Annotated in this window: 23 protein-coding genes and 2 pseudogenes; 7 read left to right on the forward strand and 18 right to left on the reverse strand. The window is 67.8% G+C overall.

The genetic code is table 11. The features are described 5' to 3' along the window. A pseudogene (locus BST13_RS40070) lies at positions 1 to 150 on the forward strand (HNH endonuclease); the annotation flags it as partial. Here BST13_RS40070 and BST13_RS36830 read toward each other — a convergent pair. From BST13_RS36830 to rplM, 6 genes are all read right to left on the reverse strand, one after another. Continuing rightward, on the reverse strand, positions 147 to 1,637 hold the full coding sequence (locus BST13_RS36830) for a hypothetical protein (RefSeq protein ID WP_083170952.1): 1,491 nt from the start codon (positions 1,635 to 1,637) through the stop codon (positions 147 to 149). The pseudogene BST13_RS40070 and the gene BST13_RS36830 sit on opposite strands and share 4 nt — an antisense overlap. Positions 1,638 to 1,640: 3 nt before the next feature. Next, positions 1,641 to 1,937, reverse strand: a complete 297-nt coding sequence (locus BST13_RS36835) for a type VII secretion target (RefSeq protein WP_083170954.1) — start codon at positions 1,935 to 1,937, stop codon at positions 1,641 to 1,643. A 37-nt stretch (positions 1,938 to 1,974) separates the two neighbouring features. Then, positions 1,975 to 3,312, reverse strand: a complete 1,338-nt coding sequence (glmM, locus tag BST13_RS36840) for a phosphoglucosamine mutase (protein WP_083170955.1) — start codon at positions 3,310 to 3,312, stop codon at positions 1,975 to 1,977. A gap of 143 nt (positions 3,313 to 3,455) precedes the next feature. After that, complete coding sequence (locus BST13_RS36845; RefSeq protein WP_083170957.1) at positions 3,456 to 3,872, reverse strand: hypothetical protein; 417 nt, start codon at positions 3,870 to 3,872, stop codon at positions 3,456 to 3,458. A gap of 346 nt (positions 3,873 to 4,218) precedes the next feature. Beyond that, positions 4,219 to 4,668 carry a 30S ribosomal protein S9 gene (gene rpsI, locus BST13_RS36850; RefSeq protein ID WP_232491278.1) on the reverse strand — a complete coding sequence of 150 codons (450 nt, stop codon included), beginning with the start codon at positions 4,666 to 4,668 and terminating at the stop codon, positions 4,219 to 4,221. Positions 4,669 to 4,691: 23 nt separating this feature from the next. Beyond that, positions 4,692 to 5,135, reverse strand: coding sequence for a 50S ribosomal protein L13 (rplM, locus tag BST13_RS36855; RefSeq protein WP_083170960.1), 444 nt, complete (start codon positions 5,133 to 5,135; stop codon positions 4,692 to 4,694). A 312-nt stretch (positions 5,136 to 5,447) separates the two neighbouring features. Here rplM and BST13_RS36860 point away from each other — a divergent pair, with 312 nt between their 5' ends. Then, the gene (locus tag BST13_RS36860) at positions 5,448 to 5,726 is read left to right on the forward strand and encodes a hypothetical protein (protein ID WP_083170961.1); all 279 of its coding nucleotides are present in this window, start codon (positions 5,448 to 5,450) and stop codon (positions 5,724 to 5,726) included. A gap of 7 nt (positions 5,727 to 5,733) precedes the next feature. On the opposite strand, the gene BST13_RS36865 is transcribed toward BST13_RS36860, so the two are convergent. The 7 genes from BST13_RS36865 to BST13_RS36890 form a co-directional block, all read right to left on the reverse strand. Further along, the gene (locus BST13_RS36865) at positions 5,734 to 6,144 is read right to left on the reverse strand and encodes a hypothetical protein (RefSeq protein ID WP_083170963.1); all 411 of its coding nucleotides are present in this window, start codon (positions 6,142 to 6,144) and stop codon (positions 5,734 to 5,736) included. Positions 6,145 to 6,172: 28 nt separating this feature from the next. After that, positions 6,173 to 6,433 carry a hypothetical protein gene (locus BST13_RS38905; RefSeq protein ID WP_142282942.1) on the reverse strand — a complete coding sequence of 87 codons (261 nt, stop codon included), beginning with the start codon at positions 6,431 to 6,433 and terminating at the stop codon, positions 6,173 to 6,175. A gap of 188 nt (positions 6,434 to 6,621) precedes the next feature. Then, positions 6,622 to 7,395 carry an ethanolamine ammonia-lyase subunit EutC gene (gene eutC, locus BST13_RS36870; protein ID WP_083170965.1) on the reverse strand — a complete coding sequence of 258 codons (774 nt, stop codon included), beginning with the start codon at positions 7,393 to 7,395 and terminating at the stop codon, positions 6,622 to 6,624. Beyond that, entirely contained in the window at positions 7,392 to 8,807 is a 1,416-nt protein-coding gene (locus BST13_RS36875) for an ethanolamine ammonia-lyase subunit EutB (protein ID WP_083170967.1), read from the reverse strand. The genes eutC and BST13_RS36875 overlap by 4 nt, the downstream gene beginning before the upstream one ends. Next, the gene (gene eat / locus BST13_RS36880) at positions 8,804 to 10,216 is read right to left on the reverse strand and encodes an ethanolamine permease (protein ID WP_083170969.1); all 1,413 of its coding nucleotides are present in this window, start codon (positions 10,214 to 10,216) and stop codon (positions 8,804 to 8,806) included. The genes BST13_RS36875 and eat overlap by 4 nt, the downstream gene beginning before the upstream one ends. Before the next feature lie 314 nt (positions 10,217 to 10,530). Beyond that, complete coding sequence (gene adh, locus BST13_RS36885; protein ID WP_083170971.1) at positions 10,531 to 12,054, reverse strand: aldehyde dehydrogenase; 1,524 nt, start codon at positions 12,052 to 12,054, stop codon at positions 10,531 to 10,533. 186 nt (positions 12,055 to 12,240) lie between these two features. Continuing rightward, complete coding sequence (locus tag BST13_RS36890; protein WP_083170989.1) at positions 12,241 to 13,518, reverse strand: GAF domain-containing protein; 1,278 nt, start codon at positions 13,516 to 13,518, stop codon at positions 12,241 to 12,243. A 328-nt stretch (positions 13,519 to 13,846) separates the two neighbouring features. Here BST13_RS36890 and BST13_RS36895 point away from each other — a divergent pair, with 328 nt between their 5' ends. Both BST13_RS36895 and BST13_RS36900 read left to right on the forward strand, forming a co-directional pair. Then, on the forward strand, positions 13,847 to 15,202 hold the full coding sequence (locus tag BST13_RS36895) for a DEAD/DEAH box helicase (RefSeq protein WP_083170973.1): 1,356 nt from the start codon (positions 13,847 to 13,849) through the stop codon (positions 15,200 to 15,202). Between the two features lie 33 nt (positions 15,203 to 15,235). After that, positions 15,236 to 16,246: a hypothetical protein gene (locus BST13_RS36900; protein ID WP_083170975.1), complete on the forward strand. Its 1,011-nt coding sequence runs from the start codon at positions 15,236 to 15,238 to the stop codon at positions 16,244 to 16,246. Here the strand turns inward: BST13_RS36900 and BST13_RS36905 are convergent. The 4 genes from BST13_RS36905 to eccCa form a co-directional block, all read right to left on the reverse strand. After that, the gene (locus BST13_RS36905) at positions 16,240 to 16,536 is read right to left on the reverse strand and encodes a WXG100 family type VII secretion target (RefSeq protein ID WP_083170977.1); all 297 of its coding nucleotides are present in this window, start codon (positions 16,534 to 16,536) and stop codon (positions 16,240 to 16,242) included. The two genes, BST13_RS36900 and BST13_RS36905, sit on opposite strands and share 7 nt — an antisense overlap. A 16-nt stretch (positions 16,537 to 16,552) precedes the next feature. Continuing rightward, positions 16,553 to 16,873 (reverse strand): WXG100 family type VII secretion target, encoded by a 321-nt coding sequence (locus BST13_RS36910; protein WP_083170979.1) that lies wholly within the window; start codon positions 16,871 to 16,873, stop codon positions 16,553 to 16,555. 73 nt (positions 16,874 to 16,946) lie between these two features. Next, complete coding sequence (locus tag BST13_RS36915) at positions 16,947 to 18,083, reverse strand: type VII secretion-associated protein (protein WP_083170981.1); 1,137 nt, start codon at positions 18,081 to 18,083, stop codon at positions 16,947 to 16,949. Next, positions 18,080 to 21,781, reverse strand: coding sequence for a type VII secretion protein EccCa (eccCa, locus tag BST13_RS36920; RefSeq protein WP_083170983.1), 3,702 nt, complete (start codon positions 21,779 to 21,781; stop codon positions 18,080 to 18,082). Before eccCa ends, BST13_RS36915 begins: the two co-directional genes overlap by 4 nt. Here eccCa and eccD point away from each other — a divergent pair. After that, positions 21,771 to 23,219 carry a type VII secretion integral membrane protein EccD gene (eccD, locus tag BST13_RS36925; RefSeq protein WP_245839951.1) on the forward strand — a complete coding sequence of 483 codons (1,449 nt, stop codon included), beginning with the start codon at positions 21,771 to 21,773 and terminating at the stop codon, positions 23,217 to 23,219. The genes eccCa and eccD overlap by 11 nt on opposite strands. After that, positions 23,216 to 24,559, forward strand: a complete 1,344-nt coding sequence (gene mycP, locus BST13_RS36930; protein ID WP_083170985.1) for a type VII secretion-associated serine protease mycosin — start codon at positions 23,216 to 23,218, stop codon at positions 24,557 to 24,559. Before eccD ends, mycP begins: the two co-directional genes overlap by 4 nt. Here mycP and eccB read toward each other — a convergent pair. Further along, positions 24,515 to 25,927 carry a type VII secretion protein EccB gene (gene eccB, locus BST13_RS36935; protein ID WP_083170987.1) on the reverse strand — a complete coding sequence of 471 codons (1,413 nt, stop codon included), beginning with the start codon at positions 25,925 to 25,927 and terminating at the stop codon, positions 24,515 to 24,517. The two genes, mycP and eccB, sit on opposite strands and share 45 nt — an antisense overlap. Positions 25,928 to 26,048: 121 nt before the next feature. Here eccB and BST13_RS36940 point away from each other — a divergent pair. Further along, positions 26,049 to 26,879: pseudogene (locus BST13_RS36940) on the forward strand (cytochrome b); the annotation flags it as partial.

Here is a 26,879-nt window from a genome sequence, read left to right on the forward strand (position 1 = left end):
AACGGGGTCCACACCGCCGAATTCGTCACCCCCACCGGCGCGCACTACCGCTCGACCGCCCCGCCACCCCCGGGCCCTGTCGAACTCTACGAAAGCGCGACCGAACTACACGTCGCGATCACACTCGCACGCTGCGCTCGCGCGGCCTAACCGCCTACCTGTGGTAGCTCGTCCGCGGCGATCTCGCAGGGCGTCTTGCCTGCGGGTGCCGCCACCGGCTCGGCCGGCGAAACCGGCACCGCGGGCGGCGCGACAGTGGGCGCCGGCGTCTGCGGTGCAACGGGTTCGGCGGGCTCCGCGGGGTCGACGGTGCCGGCAGCCTCGGTTGCGGTGTCGTCGGGCACTGCCGCCGCGTCCTCTTCGGGCGTCTCGCTCTCAGCTTCGGTTTCAGCGTCGTCAGCGTCAGCGTCCGCGTCGTCGTCGTCAGCTTCGGAATCGTCCGCGGCTCCTCCCGGGTCTTCCTCGTCAGGGTCGTCGGATGCGTCCTCATGGTCGACCACGTCTGAGGCGTCCGGATTGTCGAGCTCGTCGGAGAGCGCAGTGTCGGTCGCGGGCCCGGATGCTCCGTCCGCCGACGATCCGATCAATCCACCGAACAGGTCGGCCAATTGTTGACCGATGCCGGACAAACCCGATCCGAGGCCCGTCAACCCTGCTCCCGGCAGTCCACCGCCGGACGGCCCACCCCACGCCGCAGCCGGGTCCAACGCAGCCGCATCGAACGCAGCCGGACTGGTGGCAGCCGCGGCCGGTTCGGCACCCGGAGGTGGGAGATATGGTGCAGGAGAAGCACTCTGAGGCTCGATGAACGGCGCGCTGACGGGAGCTGCCCAGGGCATCTGCTCCGCATGTCCGGATGGCACGAAACCTGCGAGAATCGTGCCGGTGCTGCCGACGGGCGGATCGGCCGGAACAGCAGAGGGCGGGCGCGGCGTCCACGATGGTCCTAGATCGCCGGGGATCTCGAAGACCGGGACCGGCGTATCGGTGAGTGCGGTGATCGCGGATGCGTACGCATCGGATACCGCGGTATGAGCCGAGCGCATCGCGGACACCCACTCCACCCCAATGTCGTTGTCCACGAACGGTCTCACCTGCGCATCGATCAGTTCGCTCGCTGTGTCACGATCCCCCAGACCGGTGCGCACCGTGCGGGCCGCGGCCAACCAGGCCTCACGCTGCGTGGCACAGCGCTCTGCGATCCGCTCGGTGACCGCGACCTTGCCATCGACGGCCCGCCACAGTTGGTCGCGCAGCCACGCGACGGTGTCGGCGGCTCTGCGCACCGCGGCGACAGCCTGCTGAGCTGTGCCGCCGTGGCGGCCGAGAAAATCCCGCGCCGCCTGCGCCCCACGCCCCTGCCATGCCTGCGCGAGTGCGCTGAGCTGATCGTCCTGCAGCCGCAGCGCCCGCTCGGCGGAACCCGCGGCCGCGGCCAGCCCCGCACCGTCGGCGTCGAGCACCCGCAGATCCAGGCCGTCCTCGCCGGCGTACCAGTCCCGCACCTGCCCCATGTGTGTGGTGAGGTCCGGATGCCGGTAGCCCAAAAGCTCACAGGCCCAAACGAATTCGGCGAAGTCCTCGACGAAGGCCTGCCCTTGGTCCAAACGTGCTGCGACATCACCGATTTGGGACACGGCTCAGCCCACCCGGGCAGCTGCGCCGACATCGGCAGCGACATAGCGATCGGTGGTGCTGCGCAGTACCGCAGCCACCTCGCCTGCCGCGCGGGCCCATTGCCGCAGTGGTGCGATCCGGTCGTCGAGCGCGGTCCGCAGCGCTTCACCCGACGCGGAGTGGTCCCGACCAGCCGTGGCGCCGTCGAACCGCAGTCGCACCCCGACACACGACTCGATGATCTCGGCGGCGGCGTCGTATTGACGTGCCGCATCCAGCAGTGCCCCGACGTCGACGTGGGCCGCGTCAACTTCTCCCATGCCCGGTTTAGACGCAGCGGGACGCGCAGCGGTTCCCTTAGTTCTGTGCGCTCACCGATTCGGCCACGCGGACGGCGAGCCGGCGGGCAGTGTCCTCGTCGGCAGCTTCCACCATCACTCGGACCACCTGCTCAGTACCGGACGGCCGCAACAGGATTCGTCCGGTCTGCCCCAGCTGAGCCTCGGCCTCGGCGACCGCGGATTGCACCGAAGGCGACTGAGCCACCGTCGCCTTGTCCGCGACCTGGACGTTGATCAGCACCTGAGGCAGCGTGCGCATCGGCTGCGCCAACTGGGCCAAGCTCGACCCGGTCTGCGCCATCCGCGACATCAGCCGCAGACCCGTGACGATGCCGTCACCGGTGGTGCCGAAGCTGCCGATCACGATGTGCCCCGACTGCTCACCGCCGAGGGAGAATTCGCCGGCCCGCAGCTCTTCGAGCACGTAGCGGTCGCCGACGCTGGTGGTCCGCACGTCGATGCCGGCAGCCCGCATGGCCAGATGCAGCCCCAGATTGCTCATCACCGTGGTGACCAGCGTGTTGGACGCCAACTCATTGGCCTCCTGCATCGCCAGCGCGAGCACCACCATGATGGCGTCGCCGTCGATCACCCGGCCTTCGGCGTCGACCGCCAGACAACGGTCGGCGTCGCCGTCGTGCGCGAGGCCCAGATCGGCGCCGTACTCACGGACCGCCGCCTGCAACACGTCGAGGTGGGTGGACCCGCAGCCGTCGTTGATGTTGAGCCCGTTGGGTGCGGCGTTGATCGCGATGACATTGGCGCCCGCAGCCCGGTAGGCCAACGGCGCCGCCGCCGACGCGGCGCCGTGCGCGCAGTCGACCACCACGGTCAGCCCGTCGAGCCTGGTGGTGACCGCCTTGCCGGCATGGCGCAGATAACGGTCCAGGGCGTCCTCGGCGTCCTGCACCCGGCCGATCCCGGCACCGGTCGGCCGCATCCCGGGCCCGGAGTTGACCAGTTCCTCGATGCGGTCCTCGGTGGCGTCGTCCAGCTTGTGCCCACCCGGACCGAAGATCTTGATGCCGTTGTCGGGCATCGGGTTGTGCGACGCCGAGATCATCACGCCGAAATCGGCGTCGTATGCCCCGGTCAGATACGCCACGGCCGGCGTCGGTAACACACCGACGCGCAGCGCATCGAATCCTTCACTGGTCAGCCCGGCAATCACCGCGGCCTCCAGCATCTCGCCGCTCGCCCGCGGGTCACGGCCCACGACCGCGACACGGCGGCGTGCCCCACCTGCAGAACCCAACCTACGAGCGGCCGCAGAGCCCAGCGCCAGCGCCAGCTCGGCCGTCAGATCGCGATTGGCGACTCCGCGCACCCCATCGGTGCCGAACAGTCGACCCATACCCACAAATTTCTCATAAGAAGGGCATAAAGAGCCAACTGAGGTCCCCCGCAGCCATGCCGCCGCCGAATCGGGATCCCCTCGAGATCCGGCGGGTGCGCCGCCCACACCTCAATGCGGATGCGGGCGGCGCGGGCAGCTGGCTACTGCGCCGGAGCGTGCGTCGCCGTCGGCACGGGCAACGGGGTCGACGTCGGGGTCGTCGACTTCGTGCTGGGCGCGGTGGTCGGGGCGGACTGGGTCCCCTCCGCGTTGCTGGAGTCGTTCTGCCGCAGGTCGACCGCACCCAGGCTGCTGTTACACACATTCTGGTCGCCGCCATTGGCGTCGACGGCCTCGACCGCAGGAGTCACCTGCCCGACGTCGCGATTGCACACACTGCCGACGATCTGCGCGGCCGTCGCGACAGGAACGTTGTGCAGCGTGCCCGCGGTGCCGACGACGACGTCGACCTGTCCGTCGCCGCGCGGCTCGGCGTTGGCCAGACCCAAGCCAACCGACGCCAACAACGCACCACCCAAGGCGGTACCAACCGTCACACGCTTCATCGTGCTCTTCATCAACCAGTCCTTTCAGTCAGGAAGCGACCCGGTCCCCCATCGAGCTGACTGACCCGTACCGGCGGGCAGATTCGGCCTGCCCAGACGCAATATCTGCGCCCCGCTCGGCAACCAGGGTTTTCCATTTTCCGACCCAATGTCAAAGCGAATGCGCGAAACACTAAGCCATTAGGCGGGCTATCGGATTAACTCGATTTGCACGAATGCAAATGTAAATGCACATGAGCTGGTGAATTACAAATAAGAGCCGATGGTGGGATGATTACTGATATCGCCAGACTGGGATAAATAAGAAAAACCGCCGAGCGTGGAGATTCCACGCCCGGCGGTTTGACGGCGAAACAGATCAGCGCTTGCTGTACTGAGGAGCCTTACGGGCCTTCTTGAGGCCGTACTTCTTGCGCTCGATGGCACGCGGGTCACGCGTCAGGAAGCCGGCCCGCTTCAGTGCAGGCCGGTCCTCCGGCTGCACCAGGATCAGCGCCCGGGCGATGGCCAGACGCAGCGCGCCTGCCTGACCGGACGGGCCGCCACCATCGAGGTGGGCGTAGACGTCGAAGCTCTCCAGCCGGTCAACGGTGACCAACGGGGCCTTGATCAGCTGCTGGTGGACCTTGTTCGGGAAGTAGGCCTCCAGGCTGCGGCCGTCCAGGTGGAACTGGCCGGTACCGGGCACCAGGCGCACCCGGACCACAGCCTCCTTGCGGCGGCCGACGGTCTGGATCGGGCGGTCGATGATGACCGGCTCGCGGTGCTCGACGACCTCTTCGACGGCCTCCGTCACAACGTCGGCCACGGCCTCGGTCTCATTCACTTCGGTCACTGGGCCACCTGCTTGATCTCGAACGGAACCGGCTGCTGCGCGGCGTGCGGATGCTCCGGACCGGCGTAGACCTTCAGTTTCTTCTGGATCTGCCGGCTGAGCTTGTTGTGCGGCAGCATGCCGACGATCGCGTTCTCGACGACGCGGGTCGGGTGCTTCTGCAGCAGCTCGCCGATGGTGCGCTTACGCAGACCACCGGGGTAACCCGAATGGCGGTAAGCGAACTTCTTGGTGAGCTTGTCGCCGCTGACGGCGATCTTGTCGGCGTTGATGACGATGACGAAATCGCCACCGTCCACGTTGGGCGTGAATGTCGGCTTATGCTTGCCGCGGAGCAGTTTGGCTGCTTCGACGGCGAGCCGGCCGAGCACCACGTCGGTGGCGTCGATGACGTACCACGACCGCGTGGTGTCACCCGCCTTCGGCGTGTATGTAGGCACAGCGCTTACCTCTCTCGTATCGGGTTGCCCCGTTGTGGTTGTCGGTCCGGCGGATGCATATCGGTGTTCCCGGCGACCGACGTCGACCCGGGACCCGCTTGCCCGTGAGGGCAGCACACGCCAACGGAGCAGCCTACCGTGCACTGTCGGCGCAGGTCAAAACGCCGATTCGCGAGACGCCCCACTCCGGGCGCCACCCGAAAAGCAAATGCTCAACGGTCTCGAAGGTAATTCACAAGAAAGACCTGCCCGAATTCCCAGATTACCGGCGTGCACTCAATCCACCTGCTCTAGAACCAGGGGGTTCAGATCATGGCTGCCGAGAAGAAGATCAGCGTCAGAGCACTCGCCGCCGTGGTAGGTGGTGGCGCAGTGTTGGCATTGGGCTGGCTGGGCGTCGCATCGGGCGGATCGGGCACGTCGTTGGCCGTACACCTACCGCCGCCTCCCCCCACCGTGACGTCACCGGCCATGCAGATCGGTGCGACGACCACCACTCTGGCGCCCGCCACCCAGCCGCTGGTCGCCAAGGCAAAACCGAACATCAAGGGTCCGGCCGCGCTGCCGTCCGAAGAGGCCGGACTGCCCTGAGTCGGGCCTAACCCGCAGGCGCCGCCGGCGTGGGCGTGGTGGAGGCCTTGGCCGCCGCAGCCGCGGCGCGGCCCTCAGGGCTGCCCAGCGAGTTGCCGGGGGCCTTGGCCGACGCCACGGCGGCATCGCAGTTGAGCGACACCAACGTCTGATTGACGGCCGAGCCGCTCGAGTTCGGCGCCGGCTGCTCGGTGTGATCGACCTGGTTGGTGACGACGCAGTCCGACCACGCCAGGCGGTCACCGACGGTGGTTCGGACCACCGGCGTGTAACCGGCGCCGCTGAGCGTCGTGCTGGCGTCGCCATACTTCTGGCCGACGACATTCGGCGAGGACGCCTGGGCGGGCCCACTGAACATGAGCGCGACCGCAGGTGCGGCGACGGCAATCGCGGCCACGCCGAGAATGCGCGAGTTCATCACGTCAACCTCCTACCCGGCCGCGCCGCTAACCTGCCGGGCTGGCGGCGGAGGTCGTCACCGTCGCCGTGTTGCCGATCTTCATCTGCCCGATGGCGGGCTGGCTGTAGGTGGTGTTCCCCGGCGCGTCACCAGATCCGGCCAACGGAAGACCGACTCCAGACGGACCGCTATCCGGTTGTGCGAGTGCGAATCCCGCCATCGCCGCAACGGCACCGGCGCCGATCGCAACGCCGAGAACTCGTACGCGGCGGGACCGGGATGAAACCCCTGCGTGGTGTGTCTCCATAGGACAATCTCACGCCGGATTCTGTGGAACAGGCTACCCCTACGCTGTGTGATCGCTGAATCAGCGAACTCGCACGAGCCAGGCAGGATTTTCACGGGCTACGTTGCAGCACAAGGACTTACGCGGCCACACCACAGGACTTGCCCAGCGCTCGACCGAAAGGCGCTCAGGCTCAACACAGCTGCGGATCAGGTGAGCTCCGCGGCCCCTCCGGGACCGAGAGTCGCTGTGCGCGAGGTGTCCTTGAGGTCGACGCCCGAGCGGCCGAGTTCACGCGCGCCGGCCACCAGGCCTGCCGCCACCCGTGCCGCCTCGGCGTATCCGAGACCGTCGGGCGGATGGATGTTGGAGATGCAGTTGCGGTCGGCGTCGGTGCGCCCGGGCTGCGGCAGATGCGTCAGATAGATGCCCAGGCTGTCGGCGACGCTGAGCCCCGGCCGCTCCCCCACGATCACCAGCAGCGTGCGCACATGCGACCGTGCTCCGACGTGGTCGCCGAGGGCGACCCTGGCCTGGGTGGCGATCACCGGCGGGGCCAGGGTGTAGCGATCCTTCAGCTGCTCCACGAGCGCCGCCAGCAGGGCCGCGCCGTGGTGGTTCAAGGCCGTCGGCGACAACCCGTCGGCAAGCATGAACCCGATGTCGGCCGGGGTGTCGGGCACGCTCATGGAGTCGGCGGGCATCCGGCCGAGGTCGGGCCTGCGCAGGTATTCGTCGCGGGAGATGGCGCGGCTGGTCACCACCGTCGGCTCACCGATACCGACCTGGCGCACCTCCTCGGAGAGTTTCTCGACGTCCAGCGGCACGTGCACGGCGTCGCGGGCAGCGGCATGCGCGGCGGCGAGCTCGAGCACCCGCCGGGTGGGCAAACCGTTGCCGGCCCGCCCCAGGCCGATACGGGCCTGGGTGGTCTTACGTAGCTCATCCCAGAATTCCTGTACTGCAACGTGGTTGACGCTCACAATGCCTCCGCTGACGTGAGCGACCGGAGCGCCGAGCGTTCCAGGTCGAACGGGGTGAGCCTGCCGGTTTCGTCGACCATGCCCACGGTGCGCAGCCATCCCTCGAACTCCGGCGCGGGCCGCAGGCCCAGCGTGCGCCGCGTGGTCAGCACGTCGTGGAACGACAGGCTCTGATAGCCCAGCATGACGTCATCGGCACCGGGCACGGTGATCACGAACGCCACCCCGGCTGCGGCCAGCAGCGTCAGCAGCGTGTCCATGTCGTTCTGGTCGGCCTCGGCGTGGTTGGTGTAGCAGACATCCACGCCCATCGGCAGGCCCAGCAGCTTGCCGCAGAAGTGGTCCTCCAGACCGGCCCGGATGATCTGCCTGCCGTCGTACAGATACTCGGGGCCGATGAACCCGACGACGGTGTTGACCAGCAGCGGCTGCAGGTCACGGGCCACCGCGTAGGCGCGGGTCTCCAGCGTCTGTTGGTCTACCGGCTTGCCGCCGACACCCAGGTGGGCATGCGAACTCAGTGCCGAACCCTGCCCGGTCTCCAGGTACATGACGTTGTCGCCGACAGTGCCCCGGTTGAGGCTGCGCGCAGCCTCGTTGCCCTCCCGCAGCAGCGCGATGTTGACCCCGAACGCGGTGTTGGCGCCCTCCGTGCCTGCGATCGACTGGAACGCCAGGTCCACCGGGGCCCCGGCTTCGATGAGCCCGATCGTGGTGGTGATGTGCGACAGCACGCAGGACTGGGCGGGGATGTCGTAGCGGGTGCGGATCGAATCGAGCAGGTGCAGCAGATCGGCGGTGGCCTGCGGCGAATCGGTGGCCGGGTTGATCCCGATCACCGCATCACCGCAGCCCAGCAACAGCCCGTCGAGCACCGCCGCGGCGATGCCGCGAGGGTCGTCGGTCGGATGGTTGGGCTGCAGCCGGGTGGCCAGCGTGCCCGGGGTGCCGATGGTGGTGCGGAAGGCCGCCTGGATGCGCATGGCGGCCGACACCGCGATCAGATCCTGGTTGCGCATGATCTTGCTGACCGCGGCCACCATCTCCGGGGTGAGACCGGCGGAGACGGCGGCGATGCGCTCGGCACTGTCGTCGTGCGACGCCGTCTCCAGCAGCCAGTCCCGGAAGCCGCCGACGGTGAGGTGTGACACGGCCGAAAACGCTTGGCGGTCATGGGTGTCCATGATCAGCCGGGTGACCTCGTCGGTGTCGTACGGAACGATCTCCTCGGTGAGGAACGTGTCCAGCGGCAGGTCCGCGAGCACCCAGGCCGCAGCCGCACGCTCCCCGTCGTGTTCGGCAGCGCATCCGGCCAACTGGTCACCCGAACGCAGCGGGGTGGCCTTGGCCATCACCTCGACGAGCCCGTCAAAGGTGTAGTTGACCCCCGAAACCTGTTGCTGGTACTTCATTTCAGTTCGCTCTCCGCTTCTGCCAGCATCGCGAACTCCTCATCGGGCGAGTTGGCCACCAGGCGGTGGCGGCTGTACACGGCGAAGTACACCATGAATGCGGCGAACACGGCCAGACATAGGCCGGCTGCCACCGGATTGACCAGGAAGGTCGCGATGACGGCCAGCACTGCGATGACGAGCGCGACGCTGGTGGTGATGGCGCCGCCGGGGGTGCGGTACGGCCGCGGCATGTTGGGTTCCCGCACCCGCAGCACGATATGGCTGACCATCATCAACACGTAGCTCAACGCGGCGCCGAAGACGGCCATGTTCAGCAGGAGATCACCCTTGCCGGTCAGCGACAACAGGAAGCCGATGATGCCGGGCACGATCAGCGCCAGCGTCGGCGCCTTGCGCGAGTTGGTCACCGACAGCCTGGTGGGCAGGTAACCGGCCCGCGACAAGGCGAACAGCTGACGCGAGTAGGCGTAGATGATCGAGAAGAAGCTTGCGATGAGGCCGGCCAGACCGATGTAGTTGACCAGCCGTGCTGCGGTGGTGTCACCGAGCGCCTCGACGAGCGGGTTGCCCGAGTCGGACATCTGCTCGGCGCCACCGGCGCCGGTGGTCAGCACGAGCACCACCGCGCAGCTCACGAGCAGCACGCCGATCGCCGCGATGATGCCGCGTGGCACGTTGCGCTCAGGGTTGGCGGTTTCCTCGGCGGCCAGCGGGACCCCTTCGACGGCGAGGAAGAACCAGATGGCGAACGGGATGGCGGCCCAGATACCGAGGTAGCCGTGAGGCAGCCAGCTCGACGCTCCCGCAGCGCTGTGGTCGGCCGCGATGTTGGTCAGGTTGGCGAGGTCGAAGTGGCCGACGGCGGCGACTGCGAAGATCACCAGACCCACCAGGGCGATGGCCGTGATCACGAACATCACCTTCAGCGCCTCTCCGACGCCGGACAGGTGGATCCCGATGAACAACGCGTACGCCGCCAGATAGACCCACCAGCCGTTGGTGATGCCGAACAACCCCAGCGATTGGACATAGGCGCCGATGAACGTGGCGATGGCCGCGGGCGCGATCGAGTACTCGATGAGAATCGCTGTGCCGGTGGCGAATCCGCCCCAGGGGCCGAGGGCCCGGCGAGCGAACGTGTAGCCGCCGCCCGCGGCGGGCAGCGCCGAGGACAGCTCGGCCATCCCGAGCACCAGCGCCAGGTACATGCCGGCGATCACCACGGCGGCGATCGCCAGGCCGCCGAATCCGCCCTGCCCGAGGCCGAAGTTCCAGCCTGAGTAGTCGCCGGACACGACGTAGCTGACGCCGAGGCCGGCCAGCAGCAACCAGCCGGCGCTTCCGGATTTGAGTTGGCGCTTCTGCAGATAATCTGCGCTTTCGAGGTGTTCCTCAACAGCAGACACTTCGAACTCCTTAATATGCAAAGCTTTTCGATGAGCTGGCACGTCAGCGCTCAGCGCGACATTTCCTCCGGGGCGTCCCGCTCACCGAAGTTAAAGGTCCGTAATTCGACCTTTAAGTAGTATCACTTGACCCGGCTCAGATGTCCAGAGTGAGTTTGAAAGCCGTATCTCCTTGTATTTCAAGGCATTTCAAGACTGTCCGGAAACCCGCGAGGGCACCGCGAATGCTCTGGCATCACGAGTCACGGGCAGTTTCTCGTAACACCATCGCATTCGCGGTGCGGGGTATTCAGTTGTGGGACTGGTGCGCCTCTTTAAAAGAAGCCCTGCGCCTTGTTGCTGTAGGACACCAGCAGGTTCTTGGTCTGCTGGTAGTGGTCCAGCATCATCTTGTGGTTCTCGCGGCCGATGCCGGACTGCTTGTAGCCGCCGAACGCAGCGTGGGCGGGGTACTGGTGGTAGCAGTTCGTCCACACCCGGCCGGCCTTGATGTCACGGCCGGCGCGATAGGCGGTGTTGCCGTTGCGGCTCCACACGCCGGCACCCAGGCCGTACAGCGTGTCATTGGCGATGCTGATCGCGTCGTCATAATCCGCGAACGAGGTCACCGCGACGACGGGTCCGAAGATCTCCTCCTGGAATATCCGCATCTTGTTGTTGCCCGCGAACACCGTCGGAGCGACGTAGTAGCCCCCGTTGAGATCGCCGCCCAGCTCCGCCCGGTCACCACCGGTGATCAGTTTGGCGCCTTCGGACTTGCCGATCTCGATGTAGGACAGGATCTTCTCCAGCTGATCGTTGGAGGCCTGCGCGCCGATCATCGTCTCGGTGTCCAACGGATCACCCTGCCGGACCGCCTTGGTGCGGATCGCGGCCAGTTCCAGGAACTCATCGAAGATGTCGGCCTGGATCAAGCTGCGCGACGGGCACGTGCAGACCTCACCCTGATTGAGGGCGAACATCGTGAAGCCCTCGAGCGCCTTGTCCTGGTAGTCGTCGTTGGCGGCCAGGACATCGTTGAAGAAGATGTTGGGGCTCTTGCCGCCGAGTTCCAGGGTGACCGGGATGAGGTTCTGCGATGCGTACTGCATGATCAGCCTGCCGGTGGTGGTCTCACCGGTGAATGCAATCTTGGCGATCCGGTTGGACGAGGCCAGCGGCTTGCCCGCCTCGACGCCGAAGCCGTTGACAATGTTCACCACACCGGCGGGCAGCAGGTCACCGATGAGCGAGAACAGGTAGAGGATCGAGGCCGGGGTCTGCTCGGCGGGCTTGAGCACGACAGCGTTGCCCGCGGCCAAGGCGGGGGCCAGCTTCCAGGTCGCCATCAACAGCGGGAAGTTCCACGGGATGATCTGCCCGACGACGCCCAGCGGCTCGTGGAAGTGGTAGGCGACGGTGTCCTCGTCGATCTGGCTCAGCGAGCCTTCCTGCGCGCGCAGCACCCCGGCGAAGTAACGGAAGTGGTCCACCGCCAACGGAATATCGGCGTTGAGCGTCTCACGGATCGGCTTGCCGTTGTCCCACGACTCGGCCAGCGCGATGGACTCGAGGTTGGCCTCGATGCGGTCGGCGATCTTGTTCAGGATCACCGCGCGCTCGGCGGGCGAGGTCTTGCCCCACGCCGGTGCGGCGGCATGCGCGGCGTCGAGCGCCTTCTCGACATCAGCCTCGGTCGACCGCGGGATCTCGCAGAACACCTGCCCGGTGACCGGCGACGGGTTCTCGAAATACCGCCCCTCGACGGGGGCCACCCATTCGCCACCGATGTAGTTGGCGTAACGCGATTCGAAGGTCATCAACGAGCCTTCGGCACCCGGACGGGCGTACACAGTCATGACTTCTCCCTGCCTTCAGACGACGAAATGTGTCGGTGATCACTGAAGATAGGTTGCGCAGGGTTGCACCACAGTTGCACGAGGTCGCAACGTCGTGGCCGGCGGGATCAGGTCCGCGGACGTGAGGAGCAGATCAACACCGCGGACGTGAGGAGCAGATCAGCACCGCGGACGTGAGGAGCAAATTCAACTGAGGTCGAAATCGATGCCGACAAGATGGCCGTGTGCCTTGGCCCGGGTGCCTGCACCCGCATCGCTGTGGTCGTGCAGCCGCCGCCAACCCTCGCGGTCGTCGCGGCCTTCGGGCAGGTCCAGCCAGCGCCGCAGCGTATCGAGGTTGGATTCCGCCAGCACCGCGCCCCGCAGGCCGGCACTCAGCTCGGTCCGCACCCGCGCGACCGCCGGAGAGACCGATTGCGGCAGCAACTCCCCGGAATATGCCCGCAACGCCGCGTTGACGTCGTCGGCACCCAGCGCATCGAACACGTCACCCATGTCGCTGGCGATGGGTTTGACCAGCCGGTACGGCCGTGACGCGAGGTAGGCCTCGCCGATGACCCGGCGCAACCGTGACATCTCGGCCCGGATGGTCACCACGTCGAGGTCTTTCTCGTCGAGCAGCACGGCGAGGTGATCGGCGCTGAGACCTTCCGGATGGCGCAGGAGCAACACCAGAATGTCGGCATGCCGACCGGTCAGCATCGCGGAACGCACGAAGCCGTCGGCGTCGGTGTACTGCCATTGCGGGCGATCGGCCCCCAGCACGGTGAGACGCGCCTCGGCGGGCGGCGGCTGGCTCGCAGGCCGGGTCAGCCGCAACAACGCCAGATGGTTCTCCACCGCCACGGCAGTGGCCCGGACCAGCCCCAAGGTCTGCGGGGTCACGATGGCTGAGCCACCCGTGAGGTCGATGGTGCCGAGCAGCGCGCCGGTGACCGGGTCGTGGACCGGCACGGCCGTACAGTTCCATGGCTGCACGACGCGCGAGAAGTGTTCGGAACCGCGGATCTGCACCTCGGCGTCGAGGGCCAGTGCCGTGCCCGGCGCGTTGGTGCCTGCGCTGCTCTCGCTCCAGTCGGCGCCAGGGACAAAGTTCATCGCCTCGACCTTGCGGCACGCGGCGAGGTCACCTTCCACCCACAGCAGGGTGCCGTCGGGGCCGGTGATCGCAACGACGACACCGGAGTCGGTGGCATCGTCGACCAGCAGCCGGCGGATCACCGGAAGCGCACTCGACAACGGATTGGCCTCCCGCAGCGCGCTGAGCCGGGCGGCGGCGGCCGCAGCCTGTGCACCGCGGTCAGGGTCCACGCCGGTGGCCAGGCTGCGCTGCCAACTCTCGGCGACGACGCGCCGAACGGGGGTCGAGTCGAGATAGGCAGCGTCGACCTCTCCGGCGACGAAAAGCTCGCGGACCGCACGCAGCTGCTCCGACGGCACCCGGCCGCCGGAGGTCCTCGACATGCCCACCTCGATCACGCTCCTCGCAGCAGGCCATTTCCGCAGGCCATCGCGTGTTCGCCAGGATAGTTGACCAGCCTCGCTGGGAGAAATGTCAGGCCCGCATCGCATCCAGAGCAGGCCACCCAGTCGCGCAGGTCACACTCCGCGAAGACGCAATCCCCGGTGTCGTACCGGTAGACTCATGGCCGATCGGCACATCTGTTCTGCCAGTGCCGCCTCCTCGATCGTCACACCGAGCGCCGCGGGATGTCACCCGCGCCGGGCAGGACGACCGCCCTCGACTTTTCGGAGTTTCATTTTGTCTGCGCCAAACCACAGTGGCAGCACTGTGCCCACGTTCGCCGAGCTCGGCCTTCCCGCCGAGATCGTCACCACCCTGGCCGCCAGCGGCGTGACCGCGCCGTTCCCGATCCAGGCCGCCACCCTGCCCGACTCGCTGAAGGGACGCGACGTGCTCGGCCGCGGCCGCACCGGGTCCGGCAAGACCTACGCGTTCCTGCTGCCTTTGGTCGCCCGGCTGGCCCGCAGCGACAGCCGCCGGATGGCGCGCCGGCCACGCGCCCTGATTCTCGCGCCGACCCGCGAGCTCGTCACCCAGATCGAGGCCTCGCTGGCCCCGCTGGCCGCCGCGGCCGGCCTGAAGTCGCTCAACGTGTTCGGCGGCGTCGGCGCCGGCCCGCAGATTTCGGCTCTGCAGCAGGGTGTCGACATCGTGATTGCATGCCCGGGCCGGCTGGAAGACCACATGCGATCAGGCCATGCCGACCTGTCGGCCGTCGAGATCACCGTGCTCGACGAAGCCGACCACATGGCCGACCTCGGCTTCCTGCCCGGCGTCAAGCGCCTGCTGGACAAGACCCCGAAAGACGGTCAGCGACTGCTCTTCTCGGCCACTCTCGACGCCGGGGTCGACGTGCTGGTCAAGCGCTACCTGCATGATCCGGTGGTGCACAGCGTCGATTCGGCGCAGTCGCCCGTCACCGCGATGGTGCACCACGTGCTGCACGTGGACAACGCGGCCCGCGTCAACGTGGTAGCCGACCTGGCCGCCGCGCCGGGCCGCACCATCGTGTTCGCGCGCACCAAGCACGGCGCGAAAAACCTGACCCGCCAGCTCAATTCGCGGGGTATCTCGGCGGTTGAACTGCACGGCAACCTGTCGCAGAACGCGCGTACCCGTAACCTCACCGCGTTCTCCGACGGCTCCGCCACTGTGCTGGTGGCCACCGACATCGCCGCCCGCGGCATTCACGTCGACGATGTGAACCTGGTGGTGCACGCGGATCCGCCGGTCGAGCACAAGGCCTATCTGCATCGGTCCGGACGTACCGCCCGCGCGGGCAACGAAGGCACCGTGGTGACCCTCATGCACGACGCGCAGGTGTCGGACGTGCGGAACCTGACCCGCAAGGCCGGCGTCAAGCCGACGATCACCCGCATCAACGGCACGGATCATCCCGTGCTGCAGCAGATCGCTCCCGGCGAGCGGGTTTTCGGTGAGCCCAAGCGTCCCGAGCCCAAACCGGCCCGGCCTCAGCCCGCCCAGCCGCGGCGCAGCAAGCCACGCAACGCGGGGCACCCCGCCGGGGTTACCGGCTCCCGCGCCGGAAGCCCCGCGGCCCGCAACGGCCGGCGGCGCCGGCCGAGTCGCCCCAACGATGCCGCGGGTAACGGCAAACACTAAAACGGCCGCGCCGGCCGCCTAGACTCTGTAGCGATGCTGTTCGACGTCGTGATGGCCTGCGCGCCACTGGTTGCGGTCGCCCCCGCGGTGATCGGTCTGGCCACCGGCCACACCGACTTCACCTCGAAGGGGCAACTGCAACGCGGGCTGTACCGCTCGCTGCTGCTCGTCGAGAAACTGCCTGCCGCAACGCCCGGTAGCCGCCAGATCGCCGCCGACATAGACCGGGCCACCCTCGCGGTGGCGTATCGAGCGCAGTATCCGCAGCGCGGCACGGAGATCAGCCGGCTCGCACTGGTCGGTCTCGGGTTGCTGACCGCGCTGATCGTCTATTACGCATTGCTGTGGGTCGACGCCTGGTGGGTCTACCAGGTGCTGTTCGGGATCCCGGTGCTGCTGATGGCAGGTTGGCTGCACCGGGCTGTCGGCAATTTCGTCCGTAACGACAGCTTGACCCGCGCAGTATTCGGATACTTCGGCGCGCCAACCGAATTGATCCGGCCCGCCACTGAACTGATCACCAGGGCCCCGACTCCGACGATGGCCGAGCTGTTCGAGCGCGCCGCCGAGATCCGGGACCGCGATCACGGCGGGACGCTGAGCTCACTGGATGCCGTGAACGCCGCATTGGCCTCCTACCACACCCCGCTCAGTTGGCGGGCTCTGGTGGACCGCACCCGCAGGCAACTCGGCGCCACCGATTACCGCGGGCGCGCCCAGACAGCCAGGGTGCAAGCAGAAAATGTTGCAACTCAATCATTTTCACTGCTCAGCAGCGGATATGACCGCGCCATGCAGACCCTGACCGGGCCAGTGTTCGCGCTGCGGTTGTCGTGGCTTGACGCGCGTGAGCACGCCCGTATCGCCAAGGCCGAGCGGTCCGGCGACGTGTACCGAGCGGCATGGTTGGCGACGCACTACCGCGACGAACGCAGCCGGATGGCCGGCCAGCTGTCCTGGCTGCGCGCCCAGCGAAATGTGCGGCCCCGCTGGCCTCTCCATTCCGAGCGGGACCGCACAAGCTTCGCCGGTGGGGATCAATAACCCCACGCATTGGCGGCACTGCGGTCGGTGGCGGCCACATCGTCGGCGCCGTCGCGAACCGCATTGCCCAGGTTGAACAAGATCTCGTTGAGGGACGCCGCGGCCTGGTTCCAGCGAGTCTGTTCCAGCTGATACGCCTCGGCGGCTTCGCGGGTCCAGACGCGTTGCAGCGGGGCGAGCTGCGTGCGCAGGTCCTCCAGGGCCGCGTTCAACCGGGCCGAGGTGGTGTGGATCTCTTGGCGCACCGTGTATTCGATCTCGCCGAAGTTGTAGGACAGTACCTGGCTCATGCGTTGCTCCGATCGATCAGAGAGTGTCCGCGACGGCACCGAGCTGCTGCGAATGCCCTTCGGCAGCTTCACGGAGCGTGCGTTCGTTGTAGCGGATGGTTTCGGCGATACGTTGCAGCGCGGTGTGCAGCTTGAGCGATTCGCTGTTCCAGCGGTCGACCACATCGCGGAATCGCAGAGCCGCCGCCCCACCCCAGACCGACGGCGGCACACTGCTCATCCGCCCGATGAACGTCTGCAGCATGGCACGGATGTCATCGTTGACGACGTCGATCCGGCCGGCGGCAGTGGTCATCACGTCGAAGTCGGTACCAAGGGATCCCGAAGTTGAAGCCATCTCGCACCTTCCGGTTTGTCTTGCGGGGTATATCAATTCGACGCAGGCGGCGCCGATTCGGTTCCGTCTGATTTCACGGCACCGCGTGCGCAGAGCGGATCGCCGCCTCACACGGTGCCTTTCGCCGGTCCACCGGACCCTGGCAGCCGACGGCGATGCGGACCGTCTTGTCCGCGAACACCGCCCAGCCGACGTCCCGCCCACCGCGAACCTCGCGATAGCTGACCACCGGACGATCGGCGATGCGGTCGGCCGGGTTGAACTCGGTGAACACTCCCGCCGGTTGCTCGTCGAGAGCGCGTCGCAGCGTATCCGCCACCGCCTGCGGGTCGGCCGTGTCGATCGGCGACTGGGTCAGATAGATGACGGTATCCGGATCGCTCACCGAAACCACCTCCACCCGAGCCGATCCCGGGCCGGATGTCACCCGGCGCACGTGCCAGTCTGCCGGGATCTGTATCCCGACCCGACCCTCCACCAACGCCGTCTGCCGGGGCAGCGCAGCCGGCCGGGCGGCCAAGCCCACGCACGTGATCGCCACGGCCACGGCGATCCCGATGAGATGGCGGTTGCCCCGGCGGCGCCTAGGCACCGCCGACGGGCGGACATCCTGCCGCGGTACTGCTGCGCGCGCACCGTTGCCCAGCATCCGCGGCCCTGCCATCGATATCGTTGTGCCGCAGGCGCGTAGGGCGTCACCGACGGCCCCTGCCAAGGCAGCGGCACCGCCGACCTCACCCGGCGCGTCGACGATGACCTGGGCGGCTCCTCGGGTGGCACCGACCACCTCGGCGGCCAATGCCGAAACCTCGCCCCGGCGGACGAGCCGCATCGGTTCACCGTCCCCGCACGACACCATGACCAACTCGTCGGCGATCTCCACCACCGCCCATGACGCGTCGTCCAGCGTCGCGGCGAGAGCCTGAGCCCGGCGCAGCACAACACCGTCGAGCTCGGCGGCCGCCGTCCGGATCCGGTCGGCCTGGTCGGTGGTCCACCAGGTGGGGCACACGACGATCGGCGCCTCGGGCGAGCGGCCCGCAGCCGCTCGGATGAGCTGTGCCCACAGCTCGTCGACCGATACCGGTTCGTCGTCGACGAGCGCGACGGAGTCGTCGATGCACTCCACGGCGATCCGCGCGGCCTCGGCAGGAACCGTGCCCTTGCCGCGCACCAGTACCGGGCCCGCCTCGATCACGGCCGTCGTCACGGTATGTCCCGCTCGGGTACGACGGCCACCTGGATCAGCTCATCGCGGCCGGCGCGGGTGACGAGTGTGCCACGGCCGGGCGGCAATTGCCGGGGTCGCACCCCGCCGAACAGCACGCCGTCATCGGCGCAGGCGCTCATGACGAGGCCCATGCAGCCGAGGTCGCGCATCCGTGCCAGCAAGGGATCGAACATGGCCCGCGCCGCTCCCCCGGACCGGCGGGCGACCACGACATGCAGTCCCACATCGCTGGCATGCGGCAGGTATTCGAGTAGTGGAGTCAGCGGATTGCCTGCGTCGCCGACGACCAGGTCGTAATCGTCGATGACGACGTAGAACTCCGGCCCGACCCACCACGAGCGGCTGCGCAACTGCTGCTGTGTCACGTCGGGCCCGGGCATCCTCGCTCGCAGCAGCTCCAGCACAGCCGGCAAGTGTGTCGCCACGGCCACCGGTGAGATGGCATAGCCGGCCAAATGGTCGGACTCGACCACGCCGAGCAGCGTCCGTCGGAAATCGATGATGAGCAGGCGCACATCGCGGGAGCTGTTGGTCGCGACCAGGTCGGCGCACAAAGTTCGCAACGCCGTGGTCTTGCCGCATCCGGTGTCACCGAGAACGAGCAGATTGCTCTGGTCAGCGAAATCCATGAGTACCGGCCGTAGTTTGTGCTCACCGATCCCGATGAGAACTTGGGTGGCCGGCCGGGTTTTGCCGGCCTGCTCCAGAGCGCGATGCTCGACTGTCGCCGGTAGCAGCCGAATCGGCGGGGCACACATGTCGGGGTATTGAGCGCGCAGCGTCGTGACCACGCGTGCGGCGGCGTCGACCAGTCCCGTGATACTCGGTGCACCATCGAGCCGGGGTACTGCGATCAGCAACTCACGGCCGTCTCGGGTCAGTCCTCGCCCAGGCCGGCAGTCGGTGAGGGTGCGGGCACGCTTGCGGTCCATCTCCGATTCGGCAGGATCTCCGAGCCGCAGTTCGATCCGGGTGCCGAGCTGATCCTTGACGGCGGGCCGGAGTTCCGCCCACCGCGACGCGGTCAGCACCACATGCACACCGTACGAAAGACCTTGGGCAGCAAGAGTACTGATCGCCGCCTCGACCGCGTCGAGCTCCTGCCTCAACACCGACCAACCGTCGACGACCAGGAACACATCTCCGAATTCGTCCGCAGCCGCGGGATCGGATGCGCGATGACGCCGGTACGCGGCCATCGAATCGATGCTCAGTTCGCCGAACCGGTCCTCCCGGCTCCGCACCACGTCCTCCAACTGGACCACCGTGCGTCGCACCAGGTCCAGGTCATGACGCCCGGCCACCACACCGACGTGGGGCAGCGCCGACAGGGACGCCAGGCCGCCACCGCCGAAGTCGAGGCAGTAGATCTGGACGTCACGGGGATGATGCGTGGCGGCCAGGGCCATCACCAGGGTCCTGGCGGCCGTGGACTTACCCGACTGTGGACCGCCGACGATCGCCACATTGCCCGCGGCACCGTCGAGGACCACGTTCAGCCGGTCCCGCCGCTGCTCGAAAGGGCTGTCGATCAACCCGATCGACACTGCCAACGGTGTGCAGGCTGACAGCAGCACGTCGCTGAGCGGCACGACCGCCGGCAGTGGTGGAATCCAGACCTGGTGCGCAGGTCTACCGTGCCCGGCGATGCGAGCGAGCACCGCGTCGATCAGGGTGGGGCCGGTCTCGCGGCGCGCCACGACACCCTGCGACGCCCAGCGCGCCGTGAAGCGGCTGACAGCGGTGGGCGGGGCCGGCAGCGACGCGGGCATCGGCGTCGAGACGAAAGCGGTCTGAAACCGCACCAGCTCGCCGGCGGGCGTCTTCAGATAGGCCGCGCCCGGTGCACTGGGGAGTTGATGGGCGTCGGGAACTCCCAGCACAGCACGGGATTCGCTTGCCGAGAAGGTCTTCAGACACACCCGGTAGGACAGATGGGTTTCCAGCCCGCGCAGCCTGCCCTCGTCGAGCCGCTGACTGGCCAGGAGCAGGTGCATACCCAAAGACCGGCCCAGCCGGCCGATGGCGACGAAGAGTTCGGCGAAATCCGGCTGCTGGTAGAGCAGCTCGGAGAATTCGTCGACGATGATCAACAGGGCGGGCAGCGGCGGCAGAGCGGGCCGATGCCGTTGGTATTCGGTGATGTTCGCGATATTGCCTGCCGCACGCAAGATGCCCTGCCGGCGCGTGATCTCCCCGGCCAACGCATCACCCATGCGTGCCACCAGCGCCGCTTCGTCGGCGAGGTTGGTGATCAAGGCGCTCACGTGCGGCGCCGACTGCAGGCCCAGAAACGTTGCGCCGCCCTTGAAGTCGACCAGGATCAGATTGAGCAGCTCGGGCGGATGGGTCGCGACCAAGCCAAGGGTCAGGGTCCGCAGGAACTCGGATTTTCCCGACCCGGTGGCCCCGACACACAGCCCGTGTGGGCCCATACCGTTCTGGGCGGCTTCCTTGAGGTCGAGATGCACTGGCGCGCCGTTGTCGTCGACGCCGACGGGTACCCGCAACAGCGAACCGGGCTGGCGCCAGGAGAGGGCAGGATCCAGCTGCGCGGGGTCGCCCAACCCGATCAGCCCCGGCCAATCTGTGGGTGCTCCTGCCGACGTGGTCACCTGATGCGGCGCGAGCCGTCGCGCACACGTCAGCGCGTCGTCGATCGTCATGCCGTCCCACGCGATGTCACCGGAGTCGACATCAAGCCGCAGGTCCGTGCTTCCGTTCCCCTCGCCGACGACCACCACAGTGATGCCGGTAACCGGTGGCGGCAGGCCCGCGTCCGCGTGATCGACAATGACCACCAGGTGCGGGACCGCGGCGCTACTGCATGCCTCTGCCGGCGTGTGGTAGCGGAGATGATTCTCGACGTCGTGCGGATGCTGGTGATGCGGAAGCCATTTCAGCCACTCCCACCGGGGCGCGGCGGCATCGTCGAGCACCGCGGCCACCCGCACGTCGCGTGGTCCGTGCGCCACGGCCAGCCCGCAGACGAGCGCACGGAGCAACGCCCGGGCGCGTGACCGCTCACCGGTGATCGTGAGGCGCTGTGCGGTGCGCAGTTCCGCGGTGACCGGCACCGCGGGCACCGTGGCGCACCGACCGATCAGGCGCCGCAACGCGGCCGTTGTCACCGGGTCCTGCTCCACGCCCGCAGCAGATTCGGGCACTACCAGCCTGGTGGTCAGCGGGACCTCACCGACACCGATGCGCACCACACCGAAGTCCGGATCGGCAGGCCCACGCCGCCACATGTGCTCAGTGCCGACCAACGTCCACAACACATCGGGGTCCGGATAGCGCGTGTACAGCGAATCCCGCTGCGCCTTGGCGGTTCCCGCCGCCGCCATGTCGATACCGTCGAGATAGTTCAGATAGTTTCGCCGGTCACGGTCGAGTTCCGCGGTCCGTCCGGTGCCCCGCATGCTGTAGGCCAGCGTGCCGAGCGCCGACATCACCATCATGACGGGGAACAGCGTGAACATCGGTCCGCGCGAGGCTGCAGCACCGGATCGGAAGTAGACGACCATCATGCCGACCATGGCCAGCACAAGCAGCACCGGCAACAGGCGGGCCATGAGGTTCGCCGGAGTACTCGCCGGCACCGGAGGCGGCGCGTCGATGACGAGCTCGCCGGATGGCGCCGGCGAGCTCAGCCGGTGTTGTGCGGTGAGCTCCATCGACGGTAAGACGCACGCCGCAGCAGATCCGTTCCACCCGAAATTGCTGCAATCCGCTCCCGCAGTGCTCGGCTACGGTGTGTTCACTGGCGTCAACCGGGGGGGTGATGGCGTGCCGAATGCTTTGTGCCGAGTGGCGATTCACTGTGAGCTGCCCGGTGCCGACGAACCGGCGACGGTCGATCTGAGCCTGCCGTCGTCGATCACCGTCGGGCAATTGTTACCCGCCATCGCCGATGCCGTCGGGGCAGGCACCGGGCCGCGACGCTGGAGCTTGTCCCGGGTCGGCGGGCCGTCGCTGGACGAATCGATGTCCCTGAGCCAGCAGGACATTCGAGACGGGGATCTGCTGTTGTTGTCCGCCGCTGCGGTGCCGAAGCCACGGCCCCGCGACCCGTCCCTGATCGACGCACTCGCCGTGGCGATCCCGGACAAACCGCGCCCCACGTTGCGCCCGGTCGGTTGTCTGGGCGCCGTGCTGGTCGGCACGCTGACATTGGCGGCCGTGGCAGCTGACGGTATGGGACGCGTGGCCACCGCTGCGGCCCTGGCCGTCGCCGTGACCGGCGCCGCGATGGCAGCGCGCCGGGTGCGCTGTGCCCATGACACGGTGACGACCTTGGACATCTGCGCGATGCTGCAGGCCGCGGTGCTCGGGTTCCTGGTCGTGCCAGGCGGCCCGGCACCGGCGAATGTCTTTTTGGCCGCAGTGGCTTCTGCCTCGGTCGGCGCGGTTCTACTTCGGTTATCTGATGGCAGCACAGTCATTTTGATCGCCGTGGTGACGACGATCGCGACTGTCGGGGTGGTCAGCGGGGTGGCGGTGATGTGGCCGATGTCCACGGCGGCGCTCGGGGCTGTGTTGGCGACGGCAGCGCTGGGCGGGCTGACGGCGGCTCCGCGACTGTCGATCGCACTGGCCGGTCTCACTCCCCCACTGCCGGGCGAAGACGACGAACCTGACGGCGACATCGCCGGCCCCGTGCTCCGCGGGCATCGAACGCTGACGGGGCTCGTCACCGGCTTCTCCGCCGCGGCGGCGTTGGGAACGATCATTGTCGTCGCCGATGCCAGGCACCCGGTGATGCCGGCGGCCGTGGCATTCACCGGCGCAGTCGGGATGGCACTGGGGCTGCGGGCCCGCTCGCACGCTTCGGGCGTCTGCCGAATAGCACTCGCGGCAGCTGGATTCGCCGCCACCACAGCGACATTCGTTCTCGTCGTGGTGTGGTCGCCGACATCGGCACACTGGGCGGCAGGGATTGCCGTCAGCGCGGGGCTCGCGGCACTCGCGCCGGGGGTGGCCACCGCGGCCACCGGTCACCGGGCCACCCGCATCCTCGACGCCGCGGAGTACCTGGCGCTGGCGTCGGCGGTTCCGCTGGCGTGCTGGCTCGCCGGGCTCTTCGACCTGGCTCGAGGTCTGAACCTGCCATGAGCAGGCCCGTCCGGCTCATCGCGGTGGCCACGGTTGTTGCGCTCTCAGGGGCGCCCGCTGCCACCGCGCTGGGACCGCGACCGATTCCAGAGGTGGATCCGCCGTCGGTCGACAGTACGTTGCTGCCAGAGGCATCCACGCCCGCGCCTCCGGGACCGACGCGGCAGCGCGGGCAGTGCTTCGCACCGACAACACGTGCGGCCGACGGCACTCACAATCCGATCGAGCTCGATGCGGTGTGGCGACTCACCAAGGGCCGCGGTCAGACCGTCGCGGTGATCGACACCGGGGTGGTGCGGCACCGCTTGCTGCCCCACCTCATGGGCGGCGGCGACTACGTGGGGCGTGGCGACGGAACGACCGATTGCGACGGGCACGGCACCATAGTCGCCGGTCTGATCGGCGGAGCTCCCGACGGCCTCGGCTTCAGCGGGATTGCGCCGGAGGCAACGATTCTCAGCATTCGACAGTCGAGCACCAAGTTCGCCGTCGAGGGGCAGGCGCCCGGTGTCGGCGACGTTGACACCCTGGCCCGGGCTGTGCGCACCGCTGCCGACCTGGGTGCCACCGTCATCAACATCTCGTCGGTGGCGTGCGTGGCTGCCACCGACCGTCTCGACGACCGGGCGCTTGGCGCCGCACTCGCCTACGCCGTCGACGTCAAGAACGTGGTCGTGGTGACGGCGGCAGGCAACATCGGCGGAGTCGGCCAGTGTCCGGAGCAGAACCCGCCACCGGCGCCCGCCGGTGGACCGGACTGGGACACGGTGCGTTCGGTCGCGAGCCCTGCCTGGTATGACGACTTGGTCCTGACGGTCGGATCGGTCGGCCGCGACGGCGCCGCGTCGGATTTCACCTTGGCCGGGCCCTGGGTCGACGTCGCGACGCCGGGCGAGGAAGTGGTCTCGCTGCATCCCGACGCAGATGGACTGATAGACCTTCTCGCTGCAGGGAAGCCGATCTCGGGCACCAGTTATGCGGCGCCCGTCGTCGCGGGTATCGCCGCCCTGGTCCGGTCACGGTTTCCGCAACTCAGTGCGCGCGACGTCATGCGCCGTATCGAGGCGACGGCGCACCGCCCGCCGGCGGGGTGGGACCCATTCGTCGGCAGTGGTGTGGTCGATGCTCTGGCGGCAGTCAGCGGTGGAACCCCTGCATCCGCGGCACCGGTGACTGAACCTCTCCTGCCGCCGCCGTCGGCAGCGGCAGCAGATGGACGGCCGCGCCGGATTGCATTCGGAGGCGCTGCCGCGTGCATCGTCGCGGCCCTCTTGATCATGCTGTCCGCCAGGAGATCACGGGATCGCACGGGCGACGGTCAGCCCGTCACGGACGACTGATGCGGCGTCGCGGCTCAGTTCCGGGCCGCGGGGAAGGACTGCCAACATCGACCACGGGGCAGACACCGCGGGTCCGGGCAGGCCGAGGTGCTCGGCGGCCCGCTCGTCGTGCACACCGAACAGCACCCCGCGGTCGTTGAGGTAGAACACCGATCCGGCGGTGCCACCGGTTCCGACGACTGCCGTGGAACGCACCAGCGCACCGCGGCCGGCAGGGGTGATGACCCGATCGATGTTGGGCCCCTCGGCGTCGGACTGCGCGAGCACCACCCCGTCGCTCGCCGGCACCGGCAGCGAACTACCCACGGACACCGTCGTATTCGTATCCGAATTCTGCTGCCGCGGGTCCCAGCCCGCGCACACCGTCTCGGCGGTGCCCTGCGCGACCCGATCTGGAAACCTGCGCACTGGTAATGCTTCGACGAACGGCACGGTCGCGATCACGTCGGCCGCCACCACCGGGGGCTGTCCTCCAGGCTGGGCGACGGTGAACCGGATCAGATCGGCAACGACGGGGTCGATCCGCTGCACTCCGTCGGACAGCACGACGTAGAACTCGTGCCCGGCCGCCCGTTCCACCCGCACCACCGTGCCGACGCCGAGATCACCCAACGCGGGCGGGCCGGGTGCGCCGGCGTCGGTGATCTGCGGTGCCGCGATCCCCGGCGCCTCCGGCACGCTGTCGAGCAGCGAACGCGAGACCATCAGCGGTGCAACACCTTCCAGATGCAACGCGCGCACCACCGAGACATCCCGAAGGTCGACGGCCGCGCGCCAGCCGTCGAAGACCAGGTACGTGGCGGCCGGACCCTCACCGCGCGGAGCCACCAGCACCGCCTGCCCACCGGGCAACCCGACTGTGTCGGAGGTCGTGCGCCCCACGATCAGCACTGTTTCGGGCGGATCGGCCACATCGCACAGCGTCCAACCGGACTCGTCGATGCCCAGCGGAGGGTCGATCTGCGTGGGCGCACCCGGAATGCCGACCAGTGGACCACGTTTGGCCCCGGCGAGCGCGCGGGCACTGACTGGCCGCGGATTGGCGGGGGTTGCGGCCAACAACCGGGCCGACGCCAGGTTGAGCACCGGGTGCATGGTGTCGGCTATCCGGACGTAGAGCGCCCCCGTATCGTGGACCATTACGATCGGCGTCTCATCGAGATCGCCACCGGGGCGCAGCATTGCCGTCGCCGCGCACACCGCGAAGACCACGACCGCGAGCACTGCGCCGGTGGTCATCGAAATCGCTTGTGCACGTAGCGGATCATCGATCATCCGGGCGTCGCCGCGCACCAGGGCGTGTTGCGTGCGCCGGAGCAGGAAGCGGTGCCCGCCCAGTTGCAGCCGGGTCGCCGGTCGTCGTGCCATGTGTCCCCCGGCGATCACTCTAACCCGGTTCCGACGGCCCACCCCACAGGAAAAGTGGTACCCAAAATCAGCCGCAAAATGGAGCCCAGTCATAACCCACCAACGGGCTAGCGTGGCTGCCATGTCCGCCAGTTGGTCGCGACCGGACGCCGGCTCCAGTGCCGACGCGATCGATTCCCGGTATCAACCCGTCCGCTTCGGTGCGCCGTCAGCTGAACAAGGTGTTCCCGATGCACTGGTCGTTTTTGCTCGGCGAAATCGCGATGTACAGCTTCATCGTGCTGCTGATCACCGGTGTGTGGCTGACCCTGTTCTTCGATCCGTCGATGGCCGAGGTCACCTACAACGGTGTGTACCAACCACTTCGGGGCGTGCAGATGTCACGTGCCTACGAGTCCGCACTGGACATCAGCTTCGAAGTTCGGGGCGGCCTGTTCGTCCGCCAGATCCACCACTGGGCCGCCCTGATGTTCGCCGCATCGATCATGGTCCACCTTGCCCGGGTGTTCTTCACCGGTGCGTTCCGGCGCCCGCGCGAGGCCAACTGGGTCACCGGCGCAATCCTGTTGATCCTGGCCATGTTCGAGGGGTACTTCGGTTACTCGCTGCCCGACGACCTGCTGTCCGGCATCGGCCTGCGCGCCGCGCTGTCCTCGATCACCCTGGGGCTACCCGTCATCGGCACTTGGTTGCACTGGGCGCTGTTCGGCGGCGACTTCCCCGGCACCGTGCTGATCCCGCGTCTCTATGCCCTGCACATCCTGCTCATCCCCGCCCTCATATTGGCGCTCGTCGCCACACATCTCACGCTGCTGTGGTTCGGCAAGCACACGCAATTCCCCGGCCCCGGACGCACGGAAAAGAACGTCGTCGGCGTGCGCGTCATGCCGGTGTTCGCGGTCAAGTCCGGGGCGTTCTTCGCCATGATCACCGGCGTGCTCGGCCTGATGGG

The sequence above is a fragment of the Mycobacterium aquaticum genome (genome assembly GCF_002086485.1).
In the GTDB taxonomy this organism is placed as follows: domain Bacteria; phylum Actinomycetota; class Actinomycetes; order Mycobacteriales; family Mycobacteriaceae; genus Mycobacterium; species Mycobacterium aquaticum.

Bases quoted from the DNA above. Each gene is read 5' to 3' on its own strand.
- BST13_RS36835 (WP_083170954.1), bottom strand. From the start codon at position 1,937: ATGGGAGAAGTTGACGCGGCCCACGTCGACGTCGGGGCACTGCTGGAT.
- glmM (WP_083170955.1), bottom strand. From the start codon at position 3,312: ATGGGTCGACTGTTCGGCACCGATGGGGTGCGCGGAGTCGCCAATCGC.
- BST13_RS36845 (WP_083170957.1), bottom strand. From the start codon at position 3,872: ATGAAGAGCACGATGAAGCGTGTGACGGTTGGTACCGCCTTGGGTGGT.
- BST13_RS36860 (WP_083170961.1), top strand. From the start codon at position 5,448: ATGGCTGCCGAGAAGAAGATCAGCGTCAGAGCACTCGCCGCCGTGGTA.
- BST13_RS36865 (WP_083170963.1), bottom strand. From the start codon at position 6,144: ATGAACTCGCGCATTCTCGGCGTGGCCGCGATTGCCGTCGCCGCACCT.
- BST13_RS38905 (WP_142282942.1), bottom strand. From the start codon at position 6,433: ATGGAGACACACCACGCAGGGGTTTCATCCCGGTCCCGCCGCGTACGA.
- BST13_RS36875 (WP_083170967.1), bottom strand. From the start codon at position 8,807: ATGAAGTACCAGCAACAGGTTTCGGGGGTCAACTACACCTTTGACGGG.
- adh (WP_083170971.1), bottom strand. From the start codon at position 12,054: ATGACTGTGTACGCCCGTCCGGGTGCCGAAGGCTCGTTGATGACCTTC.
- BST13_RS36890 (WP_083170989.1), bottom strand. From the start codon at position 13,518: ATGTCGAGGACCTCCGGCGGCCGGGTGCCGTCGGAGCAGCTGCGTGCG.
- BST13_RS36900 (WP_083170975.1), top strand. From the start codon at position 15,236: ATGCTGTTCGACGTCGTGATGGCCTGCGCGCCACTGGTTGCGGTCGCC.
- BST13_RS36905 (WP_083170977.1), bottom strand. From the start codon at position 16,536: ATGAGCCAGGTACTGTCCTACAACTTCGGCGAGATCGAATACACGGTG.
- BST13_RS36910 (WP_083170979.1), bottom strand. From the start codon at position 16,873: ATGGCTTCAACTTCGGGATCCCTTGGTACCGACTTCGACGTGATGACC.
- eccCa (WP_083170983.1), bottom strand. From the start codon at position 21,781: ATGGAGCTCACCGCACAACACCGGCTGAGCTCGCCGGCGCCATCCGGC.
- mycP (WP_083170985.1), top strand. From the start codon at position 23,216: ATGAGCAGGCCCGTCCGGCTCATCGCGGTGGCCACGGTTGTTGCGCTC.
- eccB (WP_083170987.1), bottom strand. From the start codon at position 25,927: ATGGCACGACGACCGGCGACCCGGCTGCAACTGGGCGGGCACCGCTTC.